Source organism: Paenibacillus massiliensis subsp. panacisoli DSM 21345 (assembly GCF_000426545.1).
In the GTDB taxonomy this organism is placed as follows: domain Bacteria; phylum Bacillota; class Bacilli; order Paenibacillales; family Paenibacillaceae; genus Paenibacillus; species Paenibacillus panacisoli.
This window is the reverse complement of sequence record NZ_AUFO01000036.1, coordinates 13,545-34,750: the sequence shown is the minus strand read 5'-3', so window position 1 is coordinate 34,750 and position 21,206 is coordinate 13,545. Positions and strand designations below refer to the sequence as shown.

The window sequence follows — 21,206 nt, the reverse complement described above, 5'->3', positions numbered from 1 at the left end:
ATGTCGTACTTCGGAGGAAGCGATACCATGAAATTATTTTGTTTACCATTTGCAGGTGGATCCAAGCGTGCATACTCACATTGGGGTAGACTTGCTAACCAATCCTTAGAGGTGGAGGGTATCGAATTAAAGGGGAGGGGGGAAAGGTTCGGTCAGGGCTTTTATCGTGATATTACGGAAGCCGTTGATGATATCTATGAACTGATAAAAGACAGCATCGAGAAGGAAGAGTATGCATTATATGGACACAGCATGGGGACCCTTCTGGCTTACGAGCTGTATTACAAGGTTATCGACGAAGGGCAGCGGAAGCCACAGCATATTTTTTTCTCAGGACGTCAGTCCCCTATTGTGAAGGACAACATGCATATTACCTCCCATATGCCTGATGATGAATTTATTGAAAGGCTCATTGCTCTTGGTGGCATTCAAGAAGAGCTAACTCAGAGCAAAGAATTGATGGAGTTCTATTTGCCAGTGATCAAGAATGACATCAGAATGATGGAAAACTATGATTTTCAGAAGAAGGCCAAAAATATAGAATGTGGTATTTCCGTTTTGCATGGCATAGACGATACGATTGATGGTCCACAAGAGATAATGTGGGATGATTTATGTGAGAAAAGAAGCAAGCTTTATTATTTTTTGGGAGGTCATTTTTTTATTAATGATCATACTGACAAGATTATGAATATCATTGAAGGCGAATTATTGCCGAATGAGGTTGATTATGAACTTGCTAATGAATAAGCAGCGAGCCTTTCTTTTTCAAGGCGTAGGTCCCCAATACCAGGATCTATTGGATAGATTCGATAATGTGCAGCTTCAAAGCCTGAAGCGCTACGCTTCCATTGTACTTGAGGAGATTGGAGTAGACCTGTACGGCTACCTAATGAAGCATCAGGATATGGAATGTGACAGCATGTTCTATGATTGGATCGCCATCTATACGTGTGACTATATCATCTATCAACAATTTATTGATTCCGGGGTGAGGCCTGCAGTGATGCTAGGGTACAGCATGGGCCTAATCACAGCCATGGCTTGCGCGAAATCTATCTCTTTTGCTGATGGCCTACGAATGCTTCAGACGATATATGAATACCCCAAGGACAGCTCGGATTCCTATGGAATGGGGGTTATCGTAGGGCAGACGTATAAGGAGGTGTACCAGCTTATCGTTGATTGTAAGGCAGAGAATGAGGTGTTCATTGCAAGTGAGAATAATGATACATGTCTGGTTGTGTCGGGGATCAAGGATAGCATCCATCAGGTGCTGAAGAGAGCTGAGGAAGAAGGTGCCATAAAAGCTTCATTGATAAATACACCTTATGCGTTTCATTCTCCTTACGCAGCTAGAGGCATAAATATGTTCGTTGATCTTGTTGAGACGATTCCCATTCGTGAGGCTGAAGTGCCGATACTATCTGTGTTTACCCAGACCTTCATCCAAAGTGCACCTGATCTAAAGAATGAGCTTATCAAAAACATGGCAAGTCCCATGAATTGGAATGCCTCCATTCTAAAATTAGGAGAGTCGGAAATAGATAGCTTTGTTGAAGTTAGTCTGGATGATTCTCTTACCAAAATATCAAGGATTATCAATCTGGATAACGAGTTTTTGACCTACAAGAAATTTCAGCGACTGGAAAAAGCGTTGTAATAAAAATACTAATATATTGAGGTGCTTACCCATGGAACAGATTAAAAGCCGAATCAGAGAAATGTTAAGCCAATTTATTAAAAGCCAGGATATTGAAGATCATGATGATATTTTCGCTATAGGAGATGTTGATTCTCTCTTTGCCATGCAGTTGGTTGTATTCATTGAAAAAGAGTTCGGGATTGAAATTGATAATGATGATTTGGATCTGAACAATTTCAAATCCATTGATGCTATTTCCGCTCTCGTAGCAAATAAAAGCAGTGTACTAGGTCACTAATTCAAGCAACATACAAATCACTTGAGGCCAGAGAGGATATGCTTGATTTCTGCCTTGGAGGAGCGAAAGGAATGGATATCAACATGAAGGTAATTGGAGTTATAGGCGCGGGTGTTATGGGAACGGGCATCGCTCATAACTTTGCATTAGCAGGATATGACGTAATACTCATTGATATCTCAACGGAGATTCTGGAACAAGCCAAAGAGCGAGTTGCCGGCAACATTCGTTTTCAAAGCTTGTACAACAAGGATTTCAAGGCAGAGAAGCCGGATACGATTCTGAACCGGATATGCTTCACCGATAATTATGACTTATTACAGAATGCGGACTATGTCATTGAAAATGTAACGGAGAAATGGGAGATCAAGAAGGACGTGTACTTGACGCTTGATCGGATCTGCCCTGAGCATTGTATCTTTGCCGTTAATACCTCATGTATTTCGATTACCAAAGTTGCTTCTCTTACCAAAAGACCAGATAGAATCATTGGCTCACATTATATGAACCCAGTATTAATGAAGCCCGTGGTAGAGGTGATCAAAGGGTACCATACCTCGGAGGCAACGATTGAAGCAACCGTTGAGCTACTCGCTACCTTGAAGAAAGAGGCTATTGTGGTGAATGACTTACCAGGATTTGTGTCCAACCGCATATCACATCTGATGATGAATGAAGCGGCATTCGTCGTGCAGGATCAGGTTGCGGAGCCAAAGGATGTAGACGATATATTCAAAAAGTGCTTTGGTCACAAAATGGGACCACTTGAGACGGCTGACCTAATAGGTCTGGATACCGTTGTACATTCGCTAGACGTTCTATACGAAAGCTACCAGGATTCCAAATTTCGTTGCTGTCCGCTCCTTCGCAAAATGGTAGAAGCCGGGACTCATGGAAGGAAAACAGGTCAAGGATTTTACACCTATCCAAGCTTCGAGCATAGTCTAGTGAAAGCATGACGAGGTAGTATAGTCTAATTTTAAAGCCGCATGATAACAGGAATAGGTCTTGGACAAATGAATCGTGTCCAGTGAGTGACGAGCATGAGCTCTCCAACTGAACGCGATTCTTTTTGTTTTAGCTCTCGACTGGAGGAAAAATGGAGAACACTAGCGAACCCAAAAAACGGTTGTGGTCGATGAATTTCTTTTTACTCTGGCAAGGACAATTGGTGTCTGCTTTGGGAGATTCCATTTATGAAATTGCCCTGACCTTCTGGATTCTTTACAAAACAGGCTCACCAGGGTTGATGGGAGCACTGATGGCTACTGCCTTGCTGCCCAAAGTTCTGATCTCTCCTTTTGCAGGAGTTATCGTAGATCGCACAGACAGAAGAAAAATGATATTGCTGATGGATTTCATTCGAGGCATATGCATCACTTTTGTAGGGATTGCTGCTATATTTGGAGTCCTTGAAATTTGGATGGCCTTCGCCGCAGGGATCATCCTCGGTACATGTGCTGCATTTTTTAATCCTGCAGTTACATCAACAATCCCTGATATTGTTCCCTCATCTCGAATTGTACAAGCCAGTGCCAACTTAAGCATGCTACGAGCCATTTCTCAAATACTCGGGCCTTCATCCGGAGGCGTGCTGTTTCATCTTGTGGGCGCACCGATTCTATTTCTATGTAATGGCATATCCTACATCGTATCATTTATTCTTGCGATTTTTATGAAAATCCCCAAATCAACGAACCAGGATCAGAAGTACAACTTTTGGCATGATATGAAGGATGGGGTTACGTATATCTGGAAGATGAAAGGGCTTAGAGACTTGATTGTGTTAGCAGGTCTCTCCAACTTCTTTTCAACGATAAGTATCGTGTTGCTTGCACCGATGTTCAAGAACTCAGCGAATCTGGGAGAAGTGAGATATGGTATTGCCATTGCCATCTTTACGTTAGGCATGCTAGCAGGGATGGTGTATACATCTGTATTTCGCATTAAGCCGGAAAACAAAAGTATGGTACTTACGATATCAGGAATACTTTCAGGATTATTCTTTTCAACTGCAGTCATGATGAATGGTTTTGCACTCATGACTTGCTTGTTATTTATCGGTGGTGTATTCAGTGCAATTGTTAATGTGTTGATTGAATCGACTATACAATTGACAGTGGTTCAGGAAATGAGAGGCAAGGTATCCTCCATAAAAGGGACGCTCACCATGGGGCTCGCACCTGTGGGTATGCTTATTGGAGGTCTATTAGGCGAGTTTTTCCCGATCAAATATATAGTGTTTACAGGCTTTATGGCCATGAGTGTATTGTTTATTCCGTTATTTTTCATGAAATCTTTTAAAGTATTTATTCGAGGTAATCAAGCGCAACATAACATTGGACTGTAATTACTGTAAAAGGGTGTGAGTGTATGGGGCAAGAGATTGATAAGTATAAATCGGCTCTTAAAAAAGCTGCAGCCAAAATAGAAGAGCTATCTACAATCATTCAGGACCAAAAAGACAATGATGAAATTGCTGTAATCGGCTATTCGGGTCGTTTTCCGGGCGATGCATGGAACCTTGAAGGGTTTTGGAATGTTTTGGCTAACAGCATGGATACGGTCACCGAAATTAAATCCGATCGATTTGATTTCCACCACTATTACAGTAATAATCCTGAAGCTGAAGGTAAAATGATTACAAAAAAAGCCTCCTTTCTGCGAGAAAATATAAAGGAGTTTGACAATATTCATTTTGGTCTATCAGCTATAGAAGCTGCATCCATGGATCCCCAGCATAGACTTTTGCTAGAGGTTAGCTGGGAGGCACTGGAGAATTCAGCGCTCAACATAGAGGAATTGAGAGGAAGTAGGACAGGAGTATTTGTAGGGATAAGCGCTTATGAATATGCCAAAGCCGAATTGTTCTCAGGTAGCACTAATGATATAACCCCTTACTCCACAGTAGGAGTATCACTGGGATCAGCGTCGGGAAGATTATCCTATTTTTATGATTTCAAAGGACCAGCCATTACATGTGATACGGCATGCTCATCCTCGCTCTCAGCCTTAAGCATGGCAGTGGACAGCTTGCGGAATAATCAATGTGACATGGCCATTGTCGGGGGTTCTAATCTATTACTCACGCCAGAGCCCTTTGTAGGACTTTCCAAATTCAGTGGTTTGTCCAAGGATGGAAAATGCAAGGCATTTGATAATGAAGCAGATGGCTTTGGTAGAGGTGAGGGTTGTGGTGTCATTATACTTAAAAGGTTAAAAGATGCTAACGCAGCAGGGAACCAGATTTCTGCCATCGTAAAGGGCGTAGCTATCGGGCAAGATGGTAAGTCAAATGGCTTCACAGCGCCTAACGGCCTGGCCCAACAAAGCGTAATCAGACAGGCACTACATAATGCAAAATTAACCGTCGATGATATCGATTATGTAGAGACACATGGGACGGGAACGCAGTTAGGTGATCTGATTGAAATTCAATCACTTTCGGAGGTCTTCAAGAATAAAAAAAGTCCGATCTTAGTCGGTTCTGTAAAACCTAATATTGGGCATTTAGAGGCTGCTTCCGGAATAGCGGGATTGATTAAAGTCATTATGTCTTTAGAGAATAAGAAGATTTTACCTAACATGTATTATGAAAATCCCAACAAAAACATATCATGGGGCACGGTTAAAATTGCGGACAAATTCATGGATTGGCACAAATCAGAAGGAGCCAGAAGAGCAGGAATTAGTTCTTTTGGGTTCAGCGGGACTCTGGGGCATGTCATTCTTGAGGAGCCGCCTCAGGACAACAGGAAGCAACTAGACCAATTACCAGCTCATATGTTGACCTTGTCTGCCAAGAATGTCTCAGCATTAAAGGAATATGCAGGTTCTGTGAAGGGACTATTACAACAAGATCAAAGCTCTATTGCAGATATAGCCTATACTTCCAATGTCAGTAGATCTTTTCTGAAGCAAAGGTTCTCGGCAGTGGGGCGAAGCAAGCAAGAGTTGCTAGATAAAATAGACCTTTTCCTAAACAATCATCCTGGCGATGAGCTCCTGAACCGGAAGAATACCGCTAAAGACAAGAAAATAGCTTTTTTGTTCACAGGCCAAGGCTCGATCTATGAAGGTATTGCCAAAGACTTTTACGCCACATCCAATACGTTCAGAGAGGCCATGAACCTGTGTAATGAAAAATTTGAAAAGATACTGGGGTTATCGATTCTGGATGGAATTTATGGGGAAGACAAGACACTGGTAAATAGACCCTTATACTCCCAAGCAGCAATTTTCTCAATCGAGTATGCATTGACCAGGCTTTGGGGTTCGCTTGGCATCAAGCCTGCTGTAATCATTGGCCATAGTATAGGGGAATATACGGCAGCCTGCTATGCAGGGTTAATCAATCTGGATGATGTAATCCAGATGATTGCACGACGTGGACAAATGATGGAGGCCATAGATGTTGAAGGCAAGATGGTCGTTATTCTTACCAATGTGGAATATGTAAAGGAGGCATTGGAGGAAAGTGGGTGTCAGAATGTCACGATTGCCGCGATCAATGCACCTGGAAATGTCACAATATCGGGGCGGAGCGATGAGGTAGATATCGTTATTGATACCCTGCAAGCCAAACACAGAGTATTTTTTAATAAGCTGAATATTCCTCATCCATACCATTCTTCCTTAATGAAGGATTATGAAAGTATGTATGAGAACAGCATTGGGGACATTACTTTCTCCAAGATGAACATACCTATGATATCCAGCATTACGGGACAGCTTGAGAAGGAAGAAGTGCTTGGGAAAAGTAAGTATTGGATAGAGCACCTGTCCAAAACAGTGAATTATCAGGAAGCTATTAACGAAGCCAAACGACTCGGTGTCAACCTCTTCATTGAGATTGGAGGAGATGCAACGCTAAGCGTATTAGCTAATCAGTGTCTGAACGACAGTGATATTCTATTTCTACCTTCCATGAGAAGAGAAGCGGACAACTATACTCAGCTCTTTAACTCGATATCTACACTATTCCTGAACGGTATAGATCTCGATTGGAATACCTTTTATACAAGCTACTCCAAACGGAGAGTTAACCTTCCCAATTATCCATTTCAAAAGAAGGAACTGTGGAAAGAGGTCAGTAGAATGGAGCTTAATACGGTTATACAGGAGCAAGCAGCGGGAACAGCTATGGGTATAAAAGATAAGCCTGAACTCTCGCAATACTCGCAGCAGCAGCAACATCAGGCTACAGATGAGAGCGATCAAGGACATTCTAATTATAGAATGCAAATTAATGCAGAATTAAAGGAAATGATTAAGATCCTGACGGGGCTCAGAATTGAAGAAATCGAGGATGATCTGAGTCTACTGACACTTGGCTTTGATTCTCTGGTACTCATTCAGTTAAATAAGCAAATTACGAATAAGTTCAATCTATCTATTGCGCTAAATGAGTTCTTTATGAACCTGGATACCGTAGAGAAAATCACTGAGTATATTAGCCAGCATACCGATTGTTCTGAAGATGTAGTTGACAGTAGCAATGATGCTGATCCTGTATCCGGTGAGATGACTACTTCCCTCCCGGTGACCGAGCCTGTGAATAATCCTGTGGCCGCGGGCGAAGTGAAAAGCCAACCTTCAGGAGCCCTCGATCATATGGCTGCTATACAAAATATTATGAATACACAGATGCAACTGATGACAGAGCAGCTTCATGTATTAAAAAGTCTAACGAATTCAGAGACGGTAATAACGACAGCAAACCGACTGCCGAGCCCAAAGCATATTCAGCCCGGCGTCAGTAATTCGAATGCTGCACCTTTGACGGTGGACACTAAAAGCCACTATGTTCCCTACAAAAAACTAGAGTTGATTGATCATGAGAACTTCAATGAACTGCAGCTAACTTATATTCGCAATATAGAAAACAAATATACAAGCTTCTCCAAAAAATCAAAAGAGAACATTCAACGTTATAGAAAAGTATACGCCAATAATAGGAATGTAGCGGGCTTCAGACCTGTAATGAAGGAAATGATCTATCAGATTGTAGCTGATACGGGACAGGGCTCCAAGCTACGTGATATTGATGGGAACGAAATTGTGGATTTAACCATGGGGTTCGGTGTGAATCTACTCGGACATAATCCAAGCTTTATTCGTGAAGCATTGACAGAAGAGCTTGATAGAGGAATGCCACTCGGACCGATGGGTAGGTTGGCAGGAAGTGTTGCGGATCAGATTAGGCACTTAACTGGTGTGGAGAGAGTAGCTTTTTATAACTCTGGCACGGAAGCTAACATGGTAGCCGTACGGATCGCCCGAGCAAGTACAGGCAAGAAGAAGATCGTTACTTTTGCAGGCTCCTATCACGGTACTTATGATGGTTTGCTTGGATTGTCCTCCATTGGAGAGGATGGCGATCTGACGACCATTCCGTTAGCACCAGGCATTATGGATAGTGTGGTTAGTGATTTAATCATGTTGAATTACAATCAAGAGGCCTCACTGGAGTTCATACGGACTCATGCAAGTGAGATTGCCGGAGTTCTAGTAGAGACTGTTCAAAGCAGAAGGCCCGATGTTCAGCCCAAGGATTTTCTTAAGAAATTAAGGGGAATCACCGAAGAAAACGGTATTGCCTTAATATTTGATGAGATTATCACTGGTTTTAGAATTTGCGCAGGAGGAGCTCAAGAGCATTTCGATATCCAGGCGGATATTGTAACCTATGGAAAAGTCGTTGGCGGGGGAATGCCGATTGGCATTGTATCTGGAAAATCTGAATACATGGACTGCATCGATGGAGGTATGTGGAGCTTTGGTGATACGTCAGTTCCACCGTGTGAGCAAAAAAGAACATTTGTAGCAGGGACTTTTTCTCATCACCCTCTAGCTATGGCAGCTGCTAATGCTTCATTAGCCTATATAACAGAAAATAAGGACACACTGTATGACAAATTGAATAACAAAACAAATGATTTTGTGAACCGGGTAAATGCCTTTTTCGAAGAAAATCTTGTTCCTATTAAGGTAGTCCATTTTGGCTCGTTGTTTAGATTTGTATTCCGGGGAGATTTCGAGATCTTTTTCTTTGGGCTGCTGGAAAAGGGAGTGTATGTGTGGGAGGGGCGGAATTGCTTCTTCTCAACAGAGCACACGGATGAGGATATTGAACATATCTTTGCTGCCATAACAAGGACGATCGAAGAAATGCGACAGGCTGGGTACTTTGATGAGCCCCCGATGAAGGAACGCGCAATTCAGGGGATTCACTCCCTCCAAGATGAAGAATTGGAATCTATATCTCCCATGTCGCTTATTCAACAACGATTATATACATTAAGCTCAATGGGAAAAGATGACCCCTACAATCTGGTGGCTGTATTGAAGGTTAGGGGGACGCTGGATCTTCAAAAATTTGAGAATGTAATTAATCAAATTATTGAGCGACATGAAAGTCTACGAACGCGCCTATATATGGAGGACGGGGAATTTAAGCAAGAAATTCTTGACCGTGTGAATTTTAGAATTCAGACAATCGAACAAGGTCCCGATGAGAAACTGGAGACTCTAATTGAACAATTAGTTACTCCCTTTGACCTCAAGGAGGCACCTCTATTTAAGGTGATCTTGATCGCTGGAGGTCCACAAGAAAGTGCGTTGATTTTCAATTTTCATCATACGATAGCAGATGGAATATCTATGAGCATATTCGTGCAAGAGTTCATGCGTTTATATGCTAATGAAGTCCTTCCTCCAGTAAATAAGCAGTATAGAGATTTTGTTGAATGGGAAGCTCAATATTTGGTATCGGAAGAAAAGAAGCAGAGTGAACAGTACTGGCTTAACAAATTATCTGGAGATGTTAACGTACTGAAGTTGCCAGCTGACTTTCCAACGGGTGATGAATCAAATTTCGCTGCAAACACAGTCTACATGAGCGTTGATTCAGAGTTGGTTCATGCTTTGAAATTAGTGGCTTCACGTAATCAATGCTCTCTGTTTATGCTATTAGCTGCAGCCTTTAATGTGTTACTTAAGAGACTGACGGGATGCGAAGATGTATGTATTGGGACACCTGTGACGAATCGAGCAGAGGGGTCCTTTAATGAAAGTATAGGTATGTTCACGAATACCATTGTGCTTAAAAACAAACTAGCCGATGAAAGTACGTTCTCAGAGTTTCTGAAGGAAGTGAAACAAAGCTGTCTGGAAGCTTATTCGCATATGTACTACCCGTTCAATTTGTTGGCAAGTCACATTAAAAAGGCCAAACATAGTAGAGAAGGATTTCTTAACGTACGGTTTGTCTATGAAAAGACAGATGAAAGAGTATTAGTAATAGACAACCTTGAACTCACAACCTACGACTATAAAAGTAAATTATCTGACTTTGATTTTGTGATTGAAATTCTGGAGGAGAATGGGCTGTTCAATATGGGGATGACATATAAAACAAGCCTATTTAAAGAAGAGACCATTCGTACATGGGGACAGCAGTATAAAAGTATCTTACAGTTAATTACCCAACCCACTAATCCTGATGGACCAGACCTCAGACTCAGGGATTTTGCAAGTATTGACCAGGATACAACTGAGAGCTTCATTCCTGATATGGAGTACGCACAGAGCGAAACGGTAGCACTTACAAGCGGATCTATTGCCAATCAAGGATATGAAGCACCACGTAATGAAACAGAAGAAATGCTGGCTCGTATATGGGAGGTTACATTGGACATCAGCCCAGTCGGTATTGATGATGACTTCTTTCAATTGGGTGGAGATTCAATTAAAGCGATCCAGCTCATATCCCGAGCCAGGACAAAGTGCTACAACTTTGAAGTTGATCATTTATATAAGAACCCTACGATTAAGCAACTGGTGGCATTTGTTGAGCAGCAGCATACGAATCGTACCCGGGAACTCCAAGCTGGGATCGTGAAGCTAACCCCCGTTCAGAAACGGTTCTTTGAGCAGAAATCCAAGGATCAACAGCTTTGGACTAAGGCTAAGCTGCTGTATAGACCGGATGGTTTTAGAATCTATGTAATTAGAAAAGTTCTTGATACACTGGTTAATCACCATGACGCGTTAAGTATGGGGTTCAAGGATGACAATGGAAATATCGTTCAGATCTCCCGAGACATGAAGGAACGCTTGTATGATGTCAACATAGTTGAGAATGTATCAGAGCAGGAGATTGTAGAGAAATGTAATGAGATTAGAAGCGGTATAGATTTGCAAAATGGACCATTAATTAGAATAGGCTTGTTGAAGACTGATGAAGGGGACAAGCTGCTTATTGCTATCCATGGTCTATTAGTCGATGAGGTATCCTGGAGAATCCTGCTTAAAGATTTCTCAAATGCTTATATGCAGGCTGAAAAGGGCTTAAGCATAAGACTAGCCAAGAATTCAACCTCCTTCAAGGAGTGGGCAGCAAAATTAGATGAGTATGCCAGCTCTTATGCTGTTAGGAGACAGGTTGAATATTGGAGAAGCTTGCGTGATGCAGACATCAAAAAATTGCCAAGGAAAAGAGGTAAATTGGCATGGAGTTGAGTAAACGAGCCCTAGAGCTTAGTGAAGAAGTTACCGAAAGTATGCTGCTAGAGGCGAATCAAGCATATCATACGAATTCTTTAGATATACTGCTAGCTGCTCTTGCCCACACCATCCATGATTGGACGAAAGAGGAACAAGCGCTAATTAGCTTGGTTACGCAGGGCAGGGAAAAACTATTCAATGCTTTGGACATTAGCAGAACTGTAGGGAATTTCAGTTCACAATACCCTGTTATACTAACCGCTCATGCACAAATGGATGATACGATCAAACATACCAAAGATATGTTGCGACGGATTCCTGACCAGGGTAGATCCTATGAGATCATTAAATACCAATCTAACGATGAGCTGAACCGTGTAGAGCCCGAAATTTGTTTCAATTATTTATGGGAATGGGACAAGGATGCGGTGGAACCTGCAATTGAAATCCTGAGTCTAGATGACATGGAATACCCCTCTAGTAATCTGGCGTGCACTTATGCTTTGAACATTGAAGCCAAGATTCTGGCTGGCCAATTAACCATCTCCATTTTCTATAACGAAGATGATTTCTATGCTGACACGATCGAGAAGCTGCTAGCTACGTATCAGGATCATCTCATTCGTATGATTACTTATTGTACTGGCAAGGAAGATGCAGAATTAACCATTACCGATATCACACAAGAAAACATAACCATGCAGGAATTGTCGCAATACAAAGATGAACTGAACAATATTAAGAATATTTATCCTCTTGCTCCTATGCAAGAGGGTATGCTTTATCATGCTTTGACAGATGAACAAGATACGTATATCAAATTATCTAGCTTCCAGGTCGAAGGACAGATTGATTTGGATATGTTGCAGCAGTCTTTTAATATCGTAGTTGAGCGACATGACATTTTGAGGACGGTTTTTGATTATTCTTCATTTCATAGAAACATGCAGGTGGTGTATAAAAAAAGAAAAGCAGAGGTTGAATACATCGACTTTCAAAAACACGGCGCTGCTGCTGAAGAAGAGCTTGAGCAGTTAATTAAGCAGTATCGCATGAGGCGCTTTGATTTGAGTAAAGATCCATTATTACGCATTGTACTGGTACGGATGGAAGTAAATACATATAGTATGATCTTTCATCTGCACCATATCCTTATGGATGGTTGGTGTAACAGCCTCATATTAATTGAGTTATTTAAAATTTATAACGAACTGAAGCATGGGATTGAAGCTAATCTGAACCCAGTAGTACCTTATTTCACTTATATTGATTGGTTAAAGAACAAGGATATAAGCGAGGCTAAGGCCTACTGGAAGAGTTACTTAAAAGGACATGAGGAAATCACAACCATTCCTTTCGCTAAAGATAATAACTTGAATGAAGTCATCAATCAGGAAATGGTGTTGGTCCTGGACAAGAAAAAAACGTCTTGCATAACCCGCATGGCGCAGGAAAGCAAAATTACAGTGAATACAGTCATTCAGAGCATTTGGGCAGTTCTGCTTAGCAAATATAACAATAGGAATGACATTGTTTATGGATACGTGGTGTCAGGAAGAAATGCTGAAATTGAAGGTGTTGAAGTTATACCAGGGCTATTTATTAATACGCTTCCACTGCGCGTGGAATTCCCAGAGCATATCAACTTCCAAGAGCTGACTAGACATATAAGCAACATCACGCTGAACAACAGCAAGCATGATTATCTTAGTCTTGCGGAAATTCAGAATCAGTGTGAAGCAAAAAGTGATCTGATTAGCAGCTTGCTCGTGTTTGAAAATTATCCTATTGATGAAAAGAAGTTAAATGAAGAAATTTTGCGCAGTAATGATCTGAAAATATTAAATTCTGTGTTTGTATTGCCCCACCATCTGATTGAAGGGACGAATTATAGCTTAACGCTAGTTGTCAACCAGGATACGGATATGTCAATTAATTTTGTATATAATGAAAAGGTTTTCTCCGAGGAGAGCATTGCGAAGATATCGGCTGCGTTTGATGCCATCGTGGATCAAATCATAGCTAACCAGCATATAAGCATCGAGGATGTAGAGATACTGGATGATCGAGACAAGGATCGGATTCTCTATGAGTTCAATCATACGGGTGGCGATTATCCAAGAGAGAAGAGCATTGTCCAACTTTTTGAGGAACAGGCCCAGAGGGTGCCGCACCATCCTGCATTGATCTGGCAAAATGAACATGTAACCTATCAGGAACTCAATGAGCGAGCTAATCGTTTGGCACACTATTTAAGAAAAAAAGGTGTGCGTGAGAATATCCTAGTAGGTATCATGGGTGAGCGCTCGATGGAGATGATCACTGGTATACTGGGGATTCTGAAGGCTGGTGGAGCATATGTTCCGATGGATCCGAAATATCCAGTAGAACGTATGAGGACGCTGCTTGCGGATTCCAATACGGGATTGCTCCTGACTCGATCAACCTATATAGGGGAATTAAAACATAGCCTTGAGAAGCATATTGAAATGGTGCTTTTAGATGAGATTACCGAGGATACAACCGCAGAAAGCACGGAAAATCCGCAACAGGTAAACAGTCCATCGGATTTGGCCTATGTCATGTACACATCGGGTTCTACGGGAAATCCCAAAGGCGTTATGATCGAGCATAAAAGCGTTGTGCGGCTGGTGAAGAATACCAATTACGCGAATTTTAACGGAGAGAATCGGATACTGCAGACGGGAGCCATGGCATTTGACGCCTCCACCTTCGAGATCTGGGGGGCTCTGCTGAATGGAAGCAGCTTGGTGTTGGTTGAGGAGCATATTCTCTTACATGCAGAGAGCTTAGGAGAAGAAATCAGGAGACATCGAATTACAATGATGTGGCTGACTTCCCCACTATTTAACCAGCTTGTGCAGCAGGACGTAGGCATATTTAGTGGGCTGGAGACTCTAATTGTAGGCGGAGATGCATTGTCATGGGAGCACATTAATCTGGTAAGAAAGATGTATCCATCTCTGCAGCTAATTAATGGATATGGGCCAACAGAAAACACGACCTTCTCAACCTATTATGCTATAGAAGAGCTATTCAGTAATCCCATTCCAATCGGAAGGCCGATCAGCAATTCAAGTGCATTTATTATCGACCGCCATAATCACCTGCTACCGATTGGAGTGGCGGGTGAATTATGCGTTGCTGGAGATGGATTGGCTCGGGGATATTTGAACAATGCCGAATTAACAGATATGAAGTTCGTGCCACATCCGTATGATGTGGGTGCACGAATGTATAAGACAGGGGATATGGCTCGCTGGCTGCCAGATGGTAATATTGAGTATTTGGGCCGGATCGATGAACAGGTGAAAATTCGAGGATTTCGCATCGAACTAAACGAGATTGTCCACCAATTAATGCTACACGAAATGGTTCAGGATGCGATTGTAGTAGCTCGAGCTGGAGAGGACGGGCAAGCTCATTTATGTGCTTATATCGTTAGTGAAGCAGAGTTGTCCATATCAGCATTGCGTAATCACGTATCTGCTTCATTGCCTAGTTATATGATTCCTTCATACTTCGTCCGATTGGAGCAATTACCGTTGACTCCTAACGGAAAAGTAAATCGCAAGGCACTACCTGAACCCCATGGAGAGATAGATACTGGGGTGCAATATGTCGCTCCTCGAGATGAGATGGAACAATCTATTGCCGTGGTATGGGGAAAAGTATTGGGTATAAAGAATATTGGTATTAATGATGATTTTTATTCGCTAGGCGGAGATTCTATAAAGGCCATCCAGGCCATCGCTCAAATGCGCAATCAAGGCTATGTCTTTGAAATCAAGGATTTGATGAATAATCCCAAAATAAAAGACCTGGTCGTTCATATCAAACAGACACAATTGATTGCAGATCAGAGTGAGGTGTCTGGTGAGGTCCAATTGACACCGATTCAACAATGGTTTTTAGAGCATGATCATATCAATAAGGATCATTTCAATCAGGAAATACTGTTGTTTTGCAGGCATGGTTTTAGAGAGGATCGGATTGAGCAAGCATTTGATCATATTGTTCGTCATCATGATCTTTTAAGAGCAACCTATATTGACAAAAAGTTAATCAATAGAAAGATCAACAATAAGCTATACGACTTACGAATCTATGATCTTAGAGGAACGGATATTGCAGATGAATATATTACCGATGTATGTACTCAAATTCAAGCTAGCATGAAGTTAGCGAAAGGTCCGTTAGTAAAATTAGGATTGTTCAAAACGGACAAAGGAGATTACTTGCTGGTATCTATCCATCATATGGTGGTGGATACCGTCTCATGGAGAATTATCATAGAAGACTTTGAAACCCTTTATAATGGACAGGCTCAAAGTTTACCTTTGAAAACAACTTCTTTTCAGGAATGGTCTTCCAAGCAAGCTCGATATGCAAGCGGGCCTGCAATTAGAAATGAACTCTACTATTGGAACAGCTTGGATCAAGGGGGGATTAAAGAGCTGAGCAAAGATAACATCCCCCAAAACATAGTGGGTGCGGAGATCGCAACAAAGACAATCGTATTGGATAAGACACATACTGAAAAGCTATTAACCAAAGTTAACAGAGCATATTCAACGGAAATTAATGATATTCTGCTAGCGGCCTTGACCGTCACTATAGCTAGCTACAACCAGACTGATCGGATACTAATTAATCTTGAATCACACGGACGAGAGTCGATTATAGAAGATGTAGACGTAACAAGGACCGTCGGTTGGTTCACCAGTCAATATCCTGTTGTCTTACACATGAAGGATACTCTATCGGATTTGATCAAAGATACGAAGGATACACTGAGACGAATCCCTCACAAAGGTATAGGTTATGGTATTCTGAAATATTTATCGCCATTTGAATTAAAGGATACCCGTACTCCGGATATAAGCTTTAATTATTTGGGACAATTCGATGAGAATATCTCGGGCAACAGCTTTATACTAGCTGATATCAGGCCAGGAGATTCGGTAAGCAAGAATAGTGGCAGATTGTATCCTCTGAATATATCAGCCATGATTCTTCATAGACAATTCACGCTAACCCTGAGCTATATCCGAGAAGAATTTAAGGATACAACCATTGAAGAATTATTGCAGCGATATCTTGACAGTCTTACCCAGATCATTGATCATTGTGTATCCTTGAATCATGTAGAGGCGACAGCTGCTGATCTTACAGATGAGAATATATCATGGAGTGAATTGGCGCCTTATCATATGAGCATCGACAATATACAGCGGATGTATACGCTAACTCCGATGCAGGAAGGACTACTTTTCCATTCTATAGCAGATAAAGGTGAGTACTATCATGTCAACATGGAGCTTAGGGTAACCGGTGTACTGAATGAAGAGTTGTTTGACCAAAGCTTTAGAGAATTAGTTGCCCGTCATGATGTCTTACGAACAAATTTTGACAGCAGCAACTTCAAAGAAAACATGCAGATCGTGTACAAATCCAGAGAAGCTGGAATTAAGTATCGGGATATCAGGGACTTCCAAGGCGACAAAGAAGCTTATATCGAACAGCTGGTAAGGGAGGACAGGCTGCAGGGCTTTGACTTGTCCAAGGATATTCTTATAAGACTCGCTGTAGTCCGGATGAGCGATGAGGAATATAGTTTAATTTTGAGTAATCATCATATCATCTTGGATGGTTGGTCTTTTGGAATTATCAGTAGTGAGCTGTTCAATATCTACAATCATCTCTTGCAGAATACTGTACTAGAAGCGAGAAAAGTGAGACCTATCGAGGACTATATCAAATGGATCGGCACGCAGGACAAGACGGCAGCGCTGAACTATTGGTCGACCTACTTGCAGGGATATAATACTACAATTGAAATACCGTTCAAGAAATCTACAGTAACCCATGGACAACCACAGGAGGTCATTCTAAGTCTGAACAAAGAAGCTACCAGACAAATTGAAGTGCTGGCAAAAAACAATAATACTACAATTAATACGATCTTCCAGAGTGTATGGGCGATCCTGTTGCAAAGATATAACAATGTGAGCGATATTGTGTTTGGTTTTATTGTCTCGGGTAGAACAACTAGAATAGATGGAATTGATGAAATGGTCGGTTTATTCATCAACACGATCCCACTACGAGTGAACACTACGCAAGACAAGAATTACAAGAATGTGCTACAGAAGATAAGATCAGACTTTAATGAGAGCGAGCCTTATCAATACTGCTCCATGGCAGAAGTTCAAAAGCTTACTGAGGTTGGCACGGGTCTGATCAATGGATTGATGGTCTTCGAAAACTATCCAGTTGACCAAGATACGATTAATAAGGATCTACAGGAACAGATGCATCTCCAAATTAGTTCAACTCGGATTTTCGAGGAAACGAACTATAGCTTTAATATCAAAGTCATTCCAGGAGACGAGCTGGTTGTTAAATTTGACTATAATGATGGTGTATACGCTGAAGAGGAAGTTTGTAAAATCAAAAATCACTTTCTGAATATCCTGAATCAAGTTATTAGCAATCCGGACCTACAAATTGATGAAATTGAGATTGTAGGGAGCGACGAGAGAAAGGAGATATTAATTGACTTTAACAATACCTACGTAAGTCTCCCAAAAGAGGATACAATTCAAGGAATATTTGAGTACCAAGCTGCTCAGAACCCTGAAAAAGTAGCTGTTACGTACGGTGAAGATAGAATTAGCTACGGTGAAATCAACAAGCGAGCTAATAGCATAGCTACATTACTTAGGGATAAAGGTGTAGGTATAGATTCAATCGTATCCATTATGATCGATCGGTCCATTGACATGGTGGTAGGTGTACTTGCCGTCCTAAAAGCGGGTGCGGCTTACTTACCTATCGATACGAATTATCCTGAAGAGCGAATCAATTATATTTTGCAGGACAGTAAAGCCGAGATTATGCTGTCTACCCATAAGCTTGTACAGAGCTATGCGCTTGAGATCAGAGATGTGATTGATCTAGAGGATGAAGAGTTGTATGCGCTACCAAATGACGAGGTTATCAACATCAATCAATCTCATGATTTGGCTTATGTGATCTATACTTCCGGGACGACCGGGAGACCAAAAGGAGTAATGGTAGAGCATAAAGGTGTTATTAGCTTGAAGCATTGGTTCGAAAGTGATCTTGGCATCGGAAACGATGAACATATCCTACAATTTGCAAGTATTGCATTTGATGCATTCTCATGGGAGCTGTTCATGGCGATATTGCTTGGCAACACACTTTGTATACCAAGTAGAGAGAAGTTGCTCAGCTCAGATTTGCTGAACGAATATATTAGAGCGAATCAAATTACAACCTTAACAGTACCTCCATTTGTAGCCGCTGAGCTAGAGACAGAAAATGAATTGAGACGAGTAATTACAGCAGGAAGTGAACTCAAGTATGAGCAAATCTCACATCTACTCGGGAAGGTAGATGTGATCAATGCTTATGGACCCACAGAGGATACCGTCTGTACGACAACTTACAGGCTACAGCAGGATCAACAGGCGAAGATAACGATTGGAGCTCCTATCAACAATCATAAAGTACTGATACTGGACACCCACAATAGATTAGTGCCTATAGGAGTGAACGGCGAGCTTTGTATTGCAGGTGTGGGCTTGGCAAGAGGATATCTGAACAACGAAGAACTAACAAGAGAAAAATTTATAGCTAATCCTTATCAGGATGAGGAGGTTCTCTACAAAACAGGAGATGTGGCCAGATGGTTACCTGATGGAAACATTGAATATCTAGGAAGAATAGATCATCAGGTGAAAATCAGAGGGTATCGAATAGAGATCGGTGAGATTGAGCTGAATTTATTACAATATCCAAGCATCTCTCAGGTTGCTATTGTGGACAAGGATATAGGCGGGGCGAAGTATCTATGTGCATATTATGTAGCTGAAGCAGAAATAGCCATTCATAGCTTACGTGAATTTTTGGGTAGGAAGTTGCCTAACTACATGATACCGGCGTATTTCATCCGAATGGAATCTTTACCGTTCAATCTCAATGGTAAAATTGATCGGAATCTATTACCGGAAATGGATGGCCTAATAAATACAGGCATTCTATATGAAGAAGCCGATAATGAGACCGAATTGTTGGTGATCGGCATTTGCAAAAATATACTGGGTCTGCAGCAGCTGGGTGCAAGGGATAATTTATTTGAAGCTGGGGGAGATTCAATTCGCATTGCCAAGATACACAAAGAATTAAAGAGAAACAATATTCACATTTCAATTAAAGATATATTCTACTACGAGAACGTGCGTGATATATGTAATAACTGCTTGAAGAAAAGCGACTCTGCAGCAGAGAGTAATACAGGAGGATTGAAGAGTGCAGGGAGCTTATCAGAATGGAAGGAGTCCCTAACCAGCCAGCTTCATGAATTCAGTGATACGATTGCAAATTATCATAAGATTACAAGGGTATATCCAATAACAGCAATACAGAAAATTCTGTTGGAAACCAATCAGACATTTAGCGGGACAATCATGGATTTTGACGATGAGGTTAATGTAGACCTGTTAAGTAAAAGCATTGCAAGTGTCGTGAATGAACAAGCATTATTACGAAGTGTTCTCATCCAATCAGAGCATCAAGTTATGCTACAGGAGCATAGCTTGGTGCATGGACTTAACATACCTTATTTAGATCTATCGAATGCAAGTCAAGAACAGAATGAGCAAGTCCATCAATATATTTATGAGATGTATGCTGAACATTTGGAGAACACGGATCTGTACAACAAATTGCTATATAAAGTTATATTGGTTAAATTTTCGGACAGTCACTATAAGCTATATTTGCCCATTAGTCATTTGATTTTTGATGCAATGAGCGTCGAAATACTACATGAACAGATACAGCAAGCATATGATAACCAGGGGGAGTTAAGGAAACCTAATCCATTACAGTATGAGCATTATGTCAACGAGGTAGTGCAGGGGCCACAGGGTATATCTGAGCAGGAACTAATTGAGAGATTCAATCTAGAGCAATTTCAAGAAAGCTTTAGAACGTATTTCAAAAAATATAAGAAAGCCTCATGGACCAATACGACTATTTCTATACCGTTGACAGAAGATATTCGCGAATCTGTAGCAGAAATGTCATGGGAAATATCAATGAAAGTTTTTTTGAAAGTTCTAGAACTTAATTTCGATCTGGATACCATACCGTTTGCACTTATGTATACAGGAAGAAAATATCAATCCCATAATTATTATCATACTGTAGGTGCATTTATTGATATTTTGCCGCTAAGTCTACCTCGAGATCAACACGCAGATTCCGAAATGATTAATGAGCTAATTACCCTGGCTTCCACGAAGAACATTAATTTTGCTGCCTTGCTAGCTCATGGGGAGCCGAAGAGCAAGTATAAAAAGGTGAAGCAGATCTTGAAAGAGATTTACGGCGTAGGAACAATCAACATCCCAATATTTAATTATCTGGGACTGTATGATTCACAGTCAAGGATGAAGGAGGAGCTTAATAGAATAAAGGATAGTCACGGTAGTAAAGTGAAAAATTTGTCTACTGAGATCGCGATTGGCGTGCAAGGAAATGAACTGGTGATTAGATTATTCTGTGAAGAAAACAAATTGACATGGCTTACACAAGAGCTTCAACACTTCATGGCTGATTTTAACAAATTAATATTAAGGTGAGATTTGCAAACAACACATCGCTAACACCAAGTAAACAAGTCCATAGCTTTTTATAAGCAGT

The 21,206-nt window shown here is 41.2% G+C and carries 7 protein-coding genes; all 7 read left to right on the top strand.

The window, feature by feature from the left end; all coding sequences use genetic code 11:
• Positions 1-27: 27 nt before the first annotated feature.
• The 7 genes from K331_RS0121345 (at position 28) to K331_RS32990 (ending at position 21,145) form a co-directional block, all read left to right on the top strand.
• On the top strand, positions 28-750 hold the full coding sequence (locus tag K331_RS0121345; protein ID WP_028591854.1) for a thioesterase II family protein: 723 nt from the start codon (positions 28-30) through the stop codon (positions 748-750).
• Positions 731-1,663 (top strand): ACP S-malonyltransferase, encoded by a 933-nt coding sequence (locus tag K331_RS0121340; RefSeq protein ID WP_051289959.1) that lies wholly within the window; start codon positions 731-733, stop codon positions 1,661-1,663. Before K331_RS0121345 ends, K331_RS0121340 begins: the two co-directional genes overlap by 20 nt.
• Before the next feature lie 31 nt (positions 1,664-1,694).
• Positions 1,695-1,943: an acyl carrier protein gene (locus K331_RS0121335; protein ID WP_028591852.1), complete on the top strand. Its 249-nt coding sequence runs from the start codon at positions 1,695-1,697 to the stop codon at positions 1,941-1,943.
• A gap of 71 nt (positions 1,944-2,014) precedes the next feature.
• Entirely contained in the window at positions 2,015-2,902 is an 888-nt protein-coding gene (locus K331_RS0121330; RefSeq protein WP_226383663.1) for a 3-hydroxyacyl-CoA dehydrogenase family protein, read from the top strand.
• A gap of 140 nt (positions 2,903-3,042) precedes the next feature.
• Complete coding sequence (locus K331_RS30115; RefSeq protein ID WP_036635495.1) at positions 3,043-4,293, top strand: MFS transporter; 1,251 nt, start codon at positions 3,043-3,045, stop codon at positions 4,291-4,293.
• 23 nt (positions 4,294-4,316) lie between these two features.
• Positions 4,317-11,465, top strand: coding sequence for a type I polyketide synthase (locus K331_RS32995; protein ID WP_028591850.1), 7,149 nt, complete (start codon positions 4,317-4,319; stop codon positions 11,463-11,465).
• On the top strand, positions 11,456-21,145 hold the full coding sequence (locus K331_RS32990; RefSeq protein WP_028591849.1) for a non-ribosomal peptide synthetase: 9,690 nt from the start codon (positions 11,456-11,458) through the stop codon (positions 21,143-21,145). Before K331_RS32995 ends, K331_RS32990 begins: the two co-directional genes overlap by 10 nt.
• Positions 21,146-21,206: the final 61 nt, after the last annotated feature.

Excerpts from the sequence above, each read along its gene's own strand:
- K331_RS0121345 (WP_028591854.1), top strand. The coding sequence starts at position 28 with ATGAAATTATTTTGTTTACCATTTGCAGGTGGATCCAAGCGTGCATAC.
- K331_RS0121340 (WP_051289959.1), top strand. The coding sequence starts at position 731 with ATGAACTTGCTAATGAATAAGCAGCGAGCCTTTCTTTTTCAAGGCGTA.
- K331_RS0121335 (WP_028591852.1), top strand. The coding sequence starts at position 1,695 with ATGGAACAGATTAAAAGCCGAATCAGAGAAATGTTAAGCCAATTTATT.
- K331_RS0121330 (WP_226383663.1), top strand. The coding sequence starts at position 2,015 with ATGGATATCAACATGAAGGTAATTGGAGTTATAGGCGCGGGTGTTATG.
- K331_RS30115 (WP_036635495.1), top strand. The coding sequence starts at position 3,043 with ATGGAGAACACTAGCGAACCCAAAAAACGGTTGTGGTCGATGAATTTC.
- K331_RS32995 (WP_028591850.1), top strand. The coding sequence starts at position 4,317 with ATGGGGCAAGAGATTGATAAGTATAAATCGGCTCTTAAAAAAGCTGCA.
- K331_RS32990 (WP_028591849.1), top strand. The coding sequence starts at position 11,456 with ATGGAGTTGAGTAAACGAGCCCTAGAGCTTAGTGAAGAAGTTACCGAA.